This window comes from Rhizobium sp. Root1203 (assembly GCF_001424945.1).
Classification (GTDB): domain Bacteria; phylum Pseudomonadota; class Alphaproteobacteria; order Rhizobiales; family Rhizobiaceae; genus Rhizobium.
This window is the reverse complement of the sequence record NZ_LMCW01000045.1, coordinates 232,429-245,976: the sequence shown is the minus strand read 5'-3', so window position 1 is coordinate 245,976 and position 13,548 is coordinate 232,429. Positions and strand designations below refer to the sequence as shown.

Annotated in this window: 11 protein-coding genes; 9 read left to right on the top strand and 2 right to left on the bottom strand. The window is 61.6% G+C overall.

The features are described from left to right. Window positions 1-40: 40 nt before the first annotated feature. Window positions 41-1,189, bottom strand: coding sequence for an alpha/beta hydrolase (locus ASC97_RS27645; protein WP_057471528.1), 1,149 nt, complete (start codon window positions 1,187-1,189; stop codon window positions 41-43). A 653-nt stretch (window positions 1,190-1,842) separates the two neighbouring features. Here ASC97_RS27645 and ASC97_RS27640 point away from each other — a divergent pair. The 9 genes from ASC97_RS27640 (at window position 1,843) to ASC97_RS27595 (ending at window position 12,602) form a co-directional block, all read left to right on the top strand. Next, window positions 1,843-2,949, top strand: coding sequence for an efflux RND transporter periplasmic adaptor subunit (locus ASC97_RS27640; protein WP_057471527.1), 1,107 nt, complete (start codon window positions 1,843-1,845; stop codon window positions 2,947-2,949). Next, complete coding sequence (locus tag ASC97_RS27635) at window positions 2,946-6,035, top strand: efflux RND transporter permease subunit (RefSeq protein ID WP_057471526.1); 3,090 nt, start codon at window positions 2,946-2,948, stop codon at window positions 6,033-6,035. The genes ASC97_RS27640 and ASC97_RS27635 overlap by 4 nt, the downstream gene beginning before the upstream one ends. Window positions 6,036-6,313: 278 nt before the next feature. Further along, on the top strand, window positions 6,314-6,811 hold the full coding sequence (locus tag ASC97_RS27630; protein ID WP_057471525.1) for a DUF1269 domain-containing protein: 498 nt from the start codon (window positions 6,314-6,316) through the stop codon (window positions 6,809-6,811). Between the two features lie 188 nt (window positions 6,812-6,999). Then, window positions 7,000-8,019, top strand: a complete 1,020-nt coding sequence (locus tag ASC97_RS27625) for an AI-2E family transporter (RefSeq protein WP_113001260.1) — start codon at window positions 7,000-7,002, stop codon at window positions 8,017-8,019. Between the two features lie 537 nt (window positions 8,020-8,556). After that, a complete protein-coding gene (locus ASC97_RS27615) occupies window positions 8,557-9,711 on the top strand; it encodes a helix-turn-helix domain-containing protein (RefSeq protein WP_057471522.1) in 1,155 nt (384 codons plus the stop codon). 96 nt (window positions 9,712-9,807) lie between these two features. After that, window positions 9,808-10,452, top strand: coding sequence for an alpha/beta hydrolase family protein (locus tag ASC97_RS27610; protein WP_057471521.1), 645 nt, complete (start codon window positions 9,808-9,810; stop codon window positions 10,450-10,452). Between the two features lie 157 nt (window positions 10,453-10,609). Further along, window positions 10,610-11,518, top strand: a complete 909-nt coding sequence (locus ASC97_RS27605) for an ABC transporter substrate-binding protein (protein ID WP_274534181.1) — start codon at window positions 10,610-10,612, stop codon at window positions 11,516-11,518. After that, window positions 11,515-12,213, top strand: coding sequence for a L,D-transpeptidase (locus tag ASC97_RS27600; protein ID WP_113001258.1), 699 nt, complete (start codon window positions 11,515-11,517; stop codon window positions 12,211-12,213). The genes ASC97_RS27605 and ASC97_RS27600 overlap by 4 nt, the downstream gene beginning before the upstream one ends. 71 nt (window positions 12,214-12,284) lie before the next feature. Then, complete coding sequence (locus ASC97_RS27595; RefSeq protein WP_443216788.1) at window positions 12,285-12,602, top strand: hypothetical protein; 318 nt, start codon at window positions 12,285-12,287, stop codon at window positions 12,600-12,602. 19 nt (window positions 12,603-12,621) lie between these two features. Here ASC97_RS27595 and ASC97_RS27590 read toward each other — a convergent pair whose 3' ends face one another. Further along, window positions 12,622-13,533, bottom strand: a complete 912-nt coding sequence (locus ASC97_RS27590; RefSeq protein ID WP_057471517.1) for an SMP-30/gluconolactonase/LRE family protein — start codon at window positions 13,531-13,533, stop codon at window positions 12,622-12,624. Between the last annotated feature and the right edge of the window lie 15 nt (window positions 13,534-13,548).

Below are 13,548 nucleotides of genomic sequence, written 5' to 3'. Positions count from 1 at the left end.
AAACATCTGCCGCGACGGATAGCGAGGAGCGGCAGCGCGCCTATTGTCCGGCGACCGCTTGCGCCATCCCGCCCAGGATGCGCGCCGGCAGGAAGATGATCAGCGAAGCCGCTCCCTCGATCGCCGACGCGCCGTCGGCAAGCATGGTCTGGCCGGCAGGCGGCCGATCGTCCCTGAGGACGCTGCGCATGAGTGCGTCATTGTTGACCACCTCTATCAGCGTCTTCGAACTGGCAAAGACGTTGTGCCGTCCGCCGTCGACGTCCGAGACATCAACGACCGCAATGTCCTTTGCCTGCAGCATGGCGATGTCGGAACCGCTGCCGACACGCGGATGGCCACCGGCAATGAACCGCGAAATGCCGAGGGCGCGATCCCGCCGCGAAACGACGATCGTAAAGGGTCGCGGAATATCGCCGATGTCGTCCATCTGGCTCTGGAACACGTCGACGTCGATGTCGGGTGCGGCGAGCACAACGCCACCGAGGCGGTCGAAGGTGCTCCGGCGGCCACTGATGGCCAGATCCCGCAATGCCTCGGTCAACACATAGGCACCCATCGAATGACCGACGATCACGACTTTCCGGGCATTGGTCTGCGCCGCGATTTCGATCGTCTCGGCAAGTCCCCGCCGGCCGACGAGGGCGCTGTCGCGGTCGAAGACGTAGAGCGGGACAGCGCCGCCGGACGGCCAGGCGTAATGAAGAGCCACGGCCTTGATGTTGTAGTCGTGGATGATCTGGGCGTTGCGGAAAATGCTGTCGGCGAAGTTGTTGTTGTATCCGTGGACGAAAATGAAGATTTCGCGGTCCTCGGGCGCGCGCTGCGCCAGCGCCACGTTCAGCTGCCTGACGAACTCCTGCCGCTGGGCGATCGGCTGATACGTCCGTGCGGTGAAATGCCTGCTCGCATCGGGGACGCGGCCGGTTTTCTCGACGTTCCCCAGACTATGATTCTGGGGGATCCCAATGTCGAATTTTGCAAAATTCAGCGTTTTTGACCGCTCCGCAGAATAGGGCAGTGACAGGTTGTCGGAGCGAGCGCGCGTGGTTGCGACATAGATCGGAACGATTGCCGCAGGCTCGCCTTGCGTCGATGTCGCGCCAAGACCGAGAACGGCACGCGGCCCGCCACAGCCGATCAGACCCAGCAGCATGATCAGGATAACGCACAATCGCTTTGGGAACATGTCTCGGCTCAAGATCCTGGCACGCTCTTCAAATCCATGAACGGCAAAGCGCCTCGCAAGACAATCGGTTGGACGTTTGTCGACAGTTCTAGGCTATCCGTGGCCCGGGCGAAAGATGAATTCCGTGTATGCGAGCGGGAGAGAATATCTTGTGTGGTTGACTCCAGCACAGCCCTTGAGCTGGCCTGAAATCGACTACGAAAATCTGGACGGTAGGCCTGATTGCGGGATTCTATGCTGATCACTTCGCGTCTTGAACAGCACTATAGTTCTGAACGGAGCACCGCGCCTTCGGGTGTCCGAGACAATGCGTAAGCTGATCCGGGCGTTTAAGGGAGCATCACCACTTGGGTTCCTACTCAGGACTTCTATCGTTCGCGCTCACCACCATGACAGACGGGATGATGATTGACGGGCGCTTCCCGTGGCTGCCCGGCGCGCTCCTTGCTTGCCTCTTGCCGGCTGGAATGCGGATTGCACGAATGAGGGACGCTGACCTCGTCCCAGCGTGGTCAGCGTCGTTCACGCGACCAGACGCGAGCCCGGCGCCGGGCCGGCCATCGCATGACAATGCCATTGATAATAGTCGTTTTTTGCTTTCATTCATGCGTGGCTTGGATTTGTCGCGCCGGTAAGCTTCGGGGAAATCGCAGATGAAAAAACGCCTTGCCGTACCCAGATCCAGTGCAACATTCGGCTTGTCGGCCGCAGTTCTGACTGTCTTTTTCCTGGCCGGTTGCCAGGAAGAGAACGACGCAGGGGATCGTCCGCCGAGACCGGTCAGGACGGTTGCCGTCTCCTTCAATCCCGAGGATACCTATGGATCGCTGGTCGGCGAGATAAGGCCGCGCACCGAGACAAGTTTCAGCTTCCGCCAGGGCGGCGAAATCCGGGAACGAGACGTCGACGTCGGCGATCTTGTCGAGGTGGGAGCGGTTCTCGCCCGTCTCGACACCGAGGATGCCCAGGATGCGCTTCGCAAGGCCGAGGCAAACCTGTTTTCGGCACAGGCTCAGTCACAGAATGCCGAAACCGAGCGCGCGCGGCAGCAGCAGCTTTATCCGCGCACCTCGACCCGACAGGCATTCGAATCGGCGATGGCACTCGCAGACATGGCAAAGGCCGGCGTCGATGCTGCGCAAGCAGGGCTTCGGATCGCCCAGACCAATGTCGACAACCGGGTTTTGAAAGCGAACGCCGCCGGTGTCGTAACGGCAATCGGCGGTGAGGTCGGGCAGGTCGTCGGTGGCGGCCAGATGGTCGTCCGCGTCGCCCAGCTCGGAACACGTGACGCCGTCTTCCAGGTGCCGGAAGCCACCATCCAGACAACCGGCGGCAATGCGCGCGTCGACGTGCAGCTGCTGAGCAACCCCAACGCAAAGGCGACGGGAACAGTTCGCGAGATCTCGCCGACGGCCGATCCCATCACCCGCAATTTCACGGTGCGCGTCGGACTGGACAGCGCGCCCGACGATTTCCGCTTCGGCAGCGCCGTGCGCGGCACGATCCGTCTCTCGGGCGAGCCGGCAGCGCGGCTGCCGATCGGGGCGTTGTTCAACCTGGACAACAAGAGCGCCGTATGGGTCGTCGATGCGGCCAGCAAAACCACCAAGCTGGTGCCGGTCGAGGTTCATCGCTTCGATACCAAGGATTTCCTTGTTACCAAAGGTCTGGCGAGCGGCGACAATGTCGTCGTCGCCGGCGTTCAGCAGCTTCGTCCGGGCATGCCAGTCCGCCTGCTTGAAGGAAGCGCCGAATGAACGAGGGCTTCAACCTTTCGGGATGGGCGATCAAGCGCCAGAGCCTTATCATCTTCCTGGTGCTTCTCAGCGCCATCGCCGGCATTCTTGCCTATATCAACCTCGGCCGCGACGAAGATCCGGAGTTCACCTTCAAGACGATGATCGTTTCGGCCGGATGGCCGGGCGGCACGATCGAGCAGACCGTCGACCAGATTACCGACCGGCTCGAGCGGACTCTTGAAGAGGTGCCGCATCTCGACAACCTGCGAAGCGTGACGACGGCCGGACAGTCGATCGTCTATGTCACCCTGGACGATGCGACGCCGCCGGACCAGGTGGGCGAATCCTGGTATCAGGCTCGCAAGAAGGTCGGCGACATGCAGGCGACGTTGCCCGCTGGCGTGCGCGGGCCATTCTTCAACGACGATTTCGGCGACACGTTCGGGATCATCTATGGCTTTACCTCGGAAGGCTTCAGCGATCGCGAAGTGCGTGATTGGGCCTATGAAGCGCGAACCCGACTGCTGAAACTCGACAACATCGGCAAGGTTCAGCTGATCGGTACGCAGGACGAGACGATCTACATCGAGTTCTCGACCGAGCGCCTGGCAAGCCTCGGCCTCAGCGCCGCAACGGTGATCGGCACGATACAGGCGCAGAACGCCGTCATGCCCGCCGGCCTTATTACGTCCGAGCAGGATCGGACCGTCCTGCAGGTCTCCGGCAGTCTCACCGACGAGAACGCCATCCGCCAGTTGAACGTCCCGACCTCGTCCGGCTTCGTGCGGCTCGGCGATATCGCCAGCGTCGTGCGCGGCACCGTCGACCCACCCCAGCCGCGATTCCGCATCAAGGGCAAGCCGGCGATCGGTATCGCCATTTCCATGGCGTCGGGCGGCGACATCCTCCAACTCGGACAAAACATCGATGCGACGATGCAAAGGCTGGAGGACGACCTGCCGATCGGCATCAGCATGACGCATGTGGCCAGCCAGCCGGCGGTCGTGAAGACCGCGATCCGCAGTTTCACCACATCGCTGGGGCAGGCCGTCGTCATCGTTCTCGGCGTCAGCTTTCTGGCGCTCGGGTTGCGCGCCGGCCTTGCCGTCGCCGTTTCCATCCCGCTTGTCCTGGCGCTGACTTTCCTGTTCATGGACATCACCGGGATTGCGTTGCAGCGTGTCTCGCTCGGCGCCTTGATCATTGCGCTGACCTTGATGATCGACGACACGATGGTGACCGTCGAGACGATGATGGCGAAGCTCGAGCAAGGCTATGAGCGCGTCCAGGCGGCATCGCATGCCTACACCTCGACGGCCTTTCCCATGCTTGCCGGGACGCTGGTGACGATCGCAGGCTTCATCCCTGTCGGTTTTGCGAGCAGTTCTTCGGGCGAGTATGCGCGCTCGCTGTTTCTGGTGATCGGTTTCGCGCTGATCGTATCCTGGCTGGTTGCCGTGCTGCTGACGCCGATCATCGGTCTCGCCGTCCTCAAATCGAGCCCGGCGACGGGTGCTAAGCCGGATAGTGCGCTGATCCGAGGCTTCAAGAATTTGCTGTATGCCTGCATGCGCATGCGCCTCGTGGTGGTCCTTGCCACCGTCGCATTGTTTGCACTGGCGCTTGTCGGATCGTCGCTGATGAAGCGGCAGTTCTTCCCCCCGTCCGACCGCCCGGAACTCATCTTGCAGCTGACCTTGCCGCAGGGTGCATCGCAGGCCGCCACCGGCGTGTACGTGACGAAGGCGGAAGAGGTGCTCGCGGCCGATGAGGATGTGGCCGACTGGAGTTTCTATGTCGGCTCCGATCCGGTTCGCTTCTACCTGTCGATGGACCTTCAGGCTCCGGCGCCTTCTCGCGCCCAGGCCGTGGTGATCGCCAAGAGCGTCGGTGCGCGTGAAGCGCTGCAGGCGCGCCTGCAGCAGGCGCTCGACGAAAAAATGCCCGAGATCGTCGTGCGCGTCTCGCCGCTCGAAATGGGACCGCCGGTCGGCTGGCCTATACAGTACCGCGTCAGCGGGCGGGATATCGCCGGCGTCCGCGACGTTGCCTGGCAGGTGGCCGATGCCATCAACAAGGTCCCCGGCGTCGTCCAGCCCAACCTGGATTGGAACGAACCGGTCCGCAAAGTTGTCATCAATGTCGACCAGGATCGCGCCCGACTGGTGGGGCTCAACTCTTCGGTGATCGCTCAGACGCTGTTTGCGACGGCGTCCGGCCTGCCGATCACGCAGGTCAAGGACTCGATCTACCTCATCAACGTCGTAGCCCGCGCAACGGCAGAGGAGCGCGTCGATATCGGTACCCTGCGTTCGCTGCAGATCCCGGTCGGACCCAATCACACAGTGCCCCTCTCCAGCATCGCCGCGATCGAGTACCAGACGACCCAGCCCGTCATCTGGCGGCACGACGGCTCCACGACCATCACCGTTCAGGCGGACACGGCCGAAGGCGTGATGGCTGCCAGCGTGGTGGAGGCGGCGGCCGGCAAGATCGACGAGCTGCGGCGAACCCATCCGAACTACCAGATCGAAGTCGGCGGTGCGGTGGAAGGGGCCGAGGAGGGGCTTGCCTCGGTCGTCGAGATGCTGCCGGTGATGGGGATCATCATCCTGATCGTTCTGATGTTCCAATTGCAGAGCGTCCAGCGCCTGCTGCTCGTCATCAGCGTGGTGCCGCTGGGGTTGATCGGCGTCGTGCTGATCATGCTGATCACCAATACGCCGGTCGGCTTCATCGCAGTTCTCGGGATGATCGCCCTTATCGGTATGATCACGCGAAACTCCGTGGTGCTGATCGACCAGATCGATATCGCGATCGAGGAGAAAGGGCGAACGTGGCAGAGCGTCATCGACGTGACGGCCCAGCGGCTTCGGCCTGTGTTCCTCACCGCCGGATCGACAGTGCTCGGCATGCTGCCGATCATCCGCGATCCCTTCTGGTCGCCGCTTGCCTTTACCGTCATTGGCGGCCTGGTGGTGGCGGCGGCGCTGACGCTGATCTTTCTGCCTGTACTCTACGTCCTGTGGTTCCGTATTCCGGCTGCGGCCGAGCGGACCGAGGTCGAGGCAGGTGAGCCGGAGCCGGTTGCCGCCGGTGGCTAAGAACGTCGCGCGACCGCGGTGACGGAAGCGATTGAGGGATCGCTCCGCGGGCTACGGCAGATCACGATCTGTCAGGCGCGCGGGGTTTTTTCTTATCCGCAGGGGCGTCAAGACGTCCGCACGGCAGTGAGAGGGATCGCCTATGCGGGGGCGAGATTGTGGAAGAAAGAGACGCAATGCACAGCCGCGGGATTCCCTGCTAATTTCTTCGGTGCATTGATGGCTATGATTTAGCGTCTACGCAATTGCGCGTGCGAGCTTTGTTCACGGGAGTAGCCATGTCTGATTTGATTGCGATTGTCTATCCTACGGAAGCCAAAGCCGAGGAGGTGCGTCAGCGTCTGTTCGAACTGCAGAAGGAGTACCTGATCAAAGTCGGAGATGCAGTCATTGCCACCAAGACCGAGGCCGGCAAAGTCAAACTCAATCAGTTGGTCAATACCACTGCAGCGGGTGCCGCGTCGGGTAGTTTCTGGGGCCTGCTGATTGGCGTTCTGTTTCTCAATCCGCTGATCGGCGTGGCCGTGGGCGCGGCTTCGGGCGCGATCGGTGGCGCCTTGACCGACGTCGGCATCAACGACGCCTTCATGAAGGATCTTGCCGGCAATCTTCAGCCGGGCAACGGAGCGTTGTTCGTTCTGGTGCAGGAGATGACCGCCGACAAGGTGCTGAAGGAAATCTCGTCTTACGGCGGTGTGGTTCTCAAGACTTCCCTCGACGAGACGAAGGAACAGGTCCTGCGCGACGCGCTGCAGAAGGCAACTGCAGCGGGGTAGACACAGCCATCGACCACATCAAGCGACCGCGCGGGATCGGGCCGGCTTCTGGCCGTCCCGCGTGAAATCAGGAGATCGACGCACAGGCAGGTCGCGCCTATGCGGCGACAGACGGCCGGCTCCCTGTGGAGCGAGCGAGACCGAAGAGTGTTCGAGGGGCATGCATGGCGGGGATGGGTGACAGTCGAATGATCGGGTCGGTAGCGACCGGTATCCTCGTGCTGGCGCTGCTCTATGTGGCGCAATCCATTTTCGCTCCATTGATCTTTTCCCTGTTCGTCATCGCACTGGTCTGGCCCTGTCAGGCGGCCTTGCAGCGCTGGATGCCGAAGCTCCTCGCATTGCTCATCACGCTTGTCGTGACCATGGTCGTCATCGTCGCGATAGGTTCCTCCGTGGCGTGGGGATTCGGAAAACTCGCCCAATGGTTGTTTCTCAATGCCGACCGGTTCCAGGCGATCTATGTCAACTGGACAGACTGGCTGGAGGGTCAGGGTGTGGCGGTCGCCGGTCCTTTGGCGGACCGCTTCGATGTGACCTGGCTGGTGCGTTTCGTGCAGGGAATGGCCGGGCGCCTCAATAGCTTCGCCGGTTTCACCTTGCTGGTATTCATCTTCATCATGCTCGGCCTGCTGGAGGTCGAGGATTTCAACGCGCGTCTCCTGATGCCCGCGGCCCAGCCTTACGGCGAGCGTATCCTGGCTGCCAATCGCGTGATCGGCGCCAAGCTTCGCCGCTTCATGATCGTGCGAACGTTCGCCAGCATCCTTACGGGGCTCGTGGTGTGGCTCTTCGCGCTCGGCGCCGGACTGGAGCTTGCGGCGGCGTGGGGCGCGATCGCCTTTGCCCTGAACTACATCCCGTTTCTGGGGCCGTTTGTCGCCACGGCGCTTCCGACCATGTTCGCCATCGCCCAATTCGATTCCTGGCAGACGGCGATCATCATCTTCACCAGCCTGAACGTCATCCAGTTCATCATCGGCAGCTATCTGGAGCCGCGGTTGACGGGAGCTTCCCTGGCGATATCGCCCTTTGCCGTTATTTTTGCAGTGTTTTTCTGGAGTTTCATGTGGGGCGTTTCAGGAGCATTCATCGGCGTTCCGATGCTGATCGCATTCATCGTCTATTGCGCCGGCACACCGTCCGGAAAGTGGGTCGCCACCCTGTTGTCGGGCGGCTCGAGGATCGAGACAGAGGGCGGGCCATGACCCGGATTGCGGTATCCGATCGATCCGGCACCAAGGGGCGGCGTTGCAGCGCGCGCCAATCGCTTCTTGCATTAGCGAACTCTTTGCGCACCTGAAGTTGAGAATAATTGCGAAAGGGGTTAGGTTTCAGCCGGGTAACCAAACGACTTTTCGGGGAGGCAAGTCGCAACACATACACAGACGATGGTTAGGCTGCCCAGCGGTGTCGTCCGTCGAGGGTGAAAGACTGTACTCTCGCGGTCGTCGGCAAACATATCACTAGCATCATTCAGAGATCACCCGGCCTTCCGTTGTTGGCCCGTTAGGAGAAGTACGAATGCAATGCGTGTCTTTTTCCATTCTCGCAATTACCGCTTGCGCAGCGACGGGGGTGGTTCCCGCCGCAGCGCTCGCAAAGATCGATATTTCGGCGAGTGCCCAACTGAAGCGGCGGAGGAGCCGCGCACGCTCAGGCGGCGGTGCCATTTCGTCAACGAAGAACATATCGGCAAGCAACTATGGATCGGGTGGTGAAATCGCTCGACTGGAGGCAGGACGATGACAACCGAAGAAGCTTTAGCGCACGCCACGCTTCTCGAGGGGCGGGCGAACGACGAGCGGTTCGCGATCTTGGATGACGAAACGGTTGATGCGATCATTGTGGGGGAGAGAGAGAAGGAGAAGGCGTCGCCCTTGCCGTTCTTCGAGTTTTCGACCGCGGGACTGGAGCGATGCGAACAGTTCGCTGCGTGGCAAGACAGCTTCGCGCCGATGCTTGAACTGGTCGATATCGACCCGACAACAACCGAGTTCAGCGGTCGCCAGACGCTCTGGGACCTTGGCAGTCTTGTTCTGGCCCACATCCGTACCGACAGCCTGGCTTTTTCCAGTTTGCCCGGACATGTAAGGCGCGATCCGGTCGATCACTGGGCAGTCACGCTCCTCAAATCCGGATCCATCCATACCGAGACGGCACGACATGCGTTCACCACCCATCCGGGCGACGTGCAGATCCATTCGCTCGGGCGGACCTTCGATGGTGCGGTTTCCAAGACAAGCGACATGCTGATGCTGTTCGTGCCACGGGATTTTTCGTTGGAAACGGCGGCGACTCTGGGGGCAGCAGAATTCTCTACCCTTGGTACGGGCATGGGACGATTGTTCTCGGACTATTTGATCGACGTCGCCAATCGACTGCCGTTGCTGACTCCGACGGATCTGCCCGGGCTCGCAGCAGCAACACGGGCCATGATTCTCGCCTGCGTGTCTCCTTCTCCCGATCATCTGGAGGCTGCGGAAGGCCCGATTGCCACGGTTCTTCTCGAAAGGGCGCGGCAACTGGTGCAAAGCAGGCTTCTCGATCCGAAACTCGGATCCGACATGGTCCGGCGCGAGCTCGGCATCTCTCGGACGCGGCTTTACAATCTGTTCGAGCCCTTTGGCGGGGTGATGCACTATATTCAGCACCGCCGGCTCCTCAGTGCCTATTCCGCTCTGACGGATCCGAACGACCGGCGTCTCATATTCCAGATCGCCGAAGAACGCGGGTTCAGCGACGGCGCGGAGTTCAGCCGCGCATTCAAACGCGCGTTCGGCGACAGCCCGAGCGATATCAGGAAACGAGGCGGAGGCGGGGTGCCAAATCGGGCAAGCATGGAGGATTGCCGGTCTCAAGAGCGGCTTGGCGTTCTTCTGCGCAGGCTGCAGGGATAGTCCAGCGCCGGCTGCGGTGGGGAAATTGGGCGCCCGGCGGCGCCGAGGCTAAACAGCGATATCGCATATGGGCACGGATGGTTTAAGACTGCGGCAATGAGCGATGGGTTTCTGATCACTGGTCCGGAGGACGCCTCCGTCACACTTCTGCTGGCACACGGTGCCGGCGGTGCGATGGATTCACAATCCATGACGGCGGCCACTGACGCGCTGACGGCGACCGGTCTTCGAGTGGCGCGTTTCGAGTTCGGATACATGGCCGAACGCCGACGCTCCGGTCGCCGACCGCCGGCGCCGSGAGCCGACACCCTGATCGAAGAATACCGGGCCGCAGTAAGCGCGCTTGCGTCAAGCGGGCCATTAATCATCGGCGGTAAGTCGATGGGCGGTCGGGTCGGCAGCATGGTGGCCGACGATCTCTATCGGCGCGGCGAGATCGAGGGGTTGCTTTGCCTTGGCTACCCGTTTCATCCCGTCGGCAAGCCGGAGCAGTTGCGCACGGCGCATCTGCGCGATCTGTCAACGTCCACACTCATCTGCCAGGGAACGCGCGATCCGTTCGGGACGAGAGACGAGGTCGCCGGCTACCATCTTTCGGCGGCGATTTCCATTCTCTGGCTGGAGGACGGTGACCACGACCTCAAGCCTCGCAAGGCGGTTTCGGGCATTTCCGCCGCCGATCACCTGACAACGATGGCGATGGCCGTGAAGACCTGGAGCGAAGGCTTAATACAGGCTTAGAAACGGCGCCGGTCGTTCCCTGCTTGACTATTAGAAACCGTTTATGCATCCTTGCGTTGAAGTATCTGCATGCGATCCGATCAGTGCCTTTTAGTGGGGAAACATTGTGAGATACTGCACAGGTTCAGGCTTTCTCGTCGCCTTTCTTTCTTCAGTTCTGTTGTTCGCCTTGCCGGCCAAAGCCGAGGATCTTCGGATCGCAATGCCGAACTGGCCTTCGGGACAGGCGACCGCCAACATCCTGAAAATCGCTATTGCCAAGGAGTTCGGTGTATCCGCCGAGGTGCAGGAATTGGGTGCGCTCAATGCCTTTGTCGGCCTGGAGGGCGGCACCGTCGATATTCACCCGGAAGTATGGCGGCCGAATCTCGACGATGTCATCAAGAAGTTCGTTACCGACAAGGGCGTGGTTGTTCTCAGCCCACGCGGCGTGCCGGCCTGGCAGGGCATCTGCGCGACACCGGCGGCGGCCGAAAAGGGCCTGAAGACGATTGCCGATCTCAGCGATCCCGAAAAGACCAAGGTTCTCGACACGGATGGCGACGGCAAGGGCGAGATGTGGATTGGTGCGCCAACCTGGTCGTCGACCGGCATCGAGCGGGTGCGTGCAAACACTTACGGCTATGCAAAGAACCTGACGCTCGTCGAGGCCGAGGAGGAAGTGGCCATGGCCGGGCTCGATGCGGCGGTGGCTACCAACCAGCCGATGGTCTTTGCCTGCTACGCGCCGCATTTCATCTTCGATCTTCATAAGATCGTGCGCATCACCGAGCCGGCACATGACGCCAGCAAGTGGAAGCTCGTCGGCGCGTCCGATCCGCTTTGGATCAGCAAATCCAGTGCCTCGACGGCCTGGGACGCCGCGCACTTCCACATCGCCTATGCAGCGGCATTCGGCAAAAAGCATCCCGATATAGCTGCATTCCTGGAGCGAGTGGACTTCTCGCCCGAGGAGGTGACGGCAATGAGCTATGCGCTTGAAGTGGAACGGCAACCGGCAGCCGACTACGCAAAGAAATGGGTCGAGGACCATACTGCACGAATCGACGGGTGGGCAAAGCGATGACGGCAGGGTTCGAACGTTCAGCCAAGGCTCGTCCGGCCGGTGCGCGGCGCCTCGGGCTCGTCCTCCTTGCGGCCGTCGCCTGCTGCGTCGGCCCTTTGGCCGCGCTGGCGCAAACGCAGATCTACGATGCGAAGACGCGCACATGGGTGGACTACGACAAGAAGAAGGCGCGGCAGTACTACGCCCGCAACAATCAGCCGCCGGAAGCGTTCCGCCGGCAGATCGTCACATTCCGAACGGCAGAGCCGCCCGGCACGATCATCATCGACGGCAACCAGCATTTTCTCTATCTCGTCCAACCCGGCGGGCAGGCGATCCGCTATGGCATCGGTGTCGGGCGCGATGGCTTCGGCTGGGCCGGTATCGTGCGGGTCGGGCGCACAGCGGAATGGCCGATATGGACGCCTCCTGCCGAGATGGTGGCGCGCGATCCCAACGCCGCGAAATGGGCGGCCGGCATGCCCGGCGGGCCTGAAAACCCGCTCGGCGCCAGGGCGCTCTATCTCTATGACGGCGGTCAGGACACGATCTACCGGATTCACGGCACTGCTGAGCCGTGGACCATTGGCCTTGACGTGTCGTCCGGCTGCATCCGCATGAACAACGACGACATCGTCGATTTGCACTCTCGCATCCAGGTCGGCGCCAAGGTGATCGTGCTGATGCAGGGTGCAGCGCTCTACAAGGGCATTTAAAGGCAGATGCCGGCGCAAGCCGGAGGGGGATCAACAACGTCCGGAGGGTGGGACACGTGTCGAAAAGCGATGTGAAGCGGAAGTCGGGCGGCTGGCCTGTGCTTGTTGTGGCGGGCGTTTCGCTGCTTGGCGCCTGTACGACGGCGCCACCGCCACCGCCACCGGAATCCATGGCGCGCACGACGCTTCAAACGGCACCAGCCGACCTGCAGTTGCTGTGTGCGAACTCGGCCGCCGGCGTTGCGGGCGCGAACGCAAAGGTCCTGCCCACAGGTTCACGATTGATGCCGGACGGCACCTTTGCAGTGGATCTCGATGCGACCGGCCGCAAGTTTTCCTGCATCGTCGACAACAACGGCACAGTCCGTTCGGTGACGCCCGTAACGTGAACCGCGTAGACTGGCCTGCTTACGGATACTGGGCACCGTTGGTCGTCGTATAGATCGAATAGACCGATTGAGATGCGGTGATGAACAGACGGTTCTTCTTCGGTCCGCCGAAGGTAAGGTTGGAGACCGTCTGCGGAACCTTGATCTTGCCGAGCAGCGTGCCGTCGGGTGCGAAGCAATGCACGCCGTCGGCCGCGCTGCTCCACAGATTGCCGTCGACATCGAAGCGAAAACCGTCCGGAACGCCGTTTTCGATCGAGCAGAAATAACGGCTGTTCGTCAGCGTGCGCCCGTCGATGACGTCGAAGACGCGGATGTGGCGCGGCACCTCGTGACCCGATGAGCCGGAGTCGGCGATGTAGAGCTGCTTCTCATCAGGCGAGAAGGCCAGGCCATTCGGCTGAATGAAGTCGGTTGCGACAGCATCGATCTCGCCTGTCGCTGCATCGATGCGGTAGACGTTGCGGGTTTCCTGCTCTGGCACGGCCTTATGTCCCTCGTAGTCCGACATGATGCCGTAGCTGGGGTCGGTGAACCAGATCGAGCCGTCGGATCTGACGACGACGTCGTTCGGCGAGTTCAGGCGCTTGCCCGCAAAGCAGTCGGCCAGCACGGTGATCCGGCCATCTGGCTCGGTGCGGGTCACCCGGCGGCCGCCATGTTCGCAGGAGACGAGCCGGCCTTGGCGGTCGCGGGTATTGCCGTTGGCATAGTTCGACGCAGAGCGGAACACCGAGGCACCGCCATCCGGCACCCAGCGCATGATCCGCTCGTTGGGAATGTCGCTCCAGAGGAGGCAGTTCAGATCCGAAAACCAAACGGGGCCTTCTGCCCAGCGGCAGCCGGAATAGAGCTCCTCAAGCCTGGCGCTGCCGGCGATCAGGCTGCGGAAACGGTCGTCACGGATATCGTAAGGCGCATCTTGCGGCACAGATTGGCTCCTCCC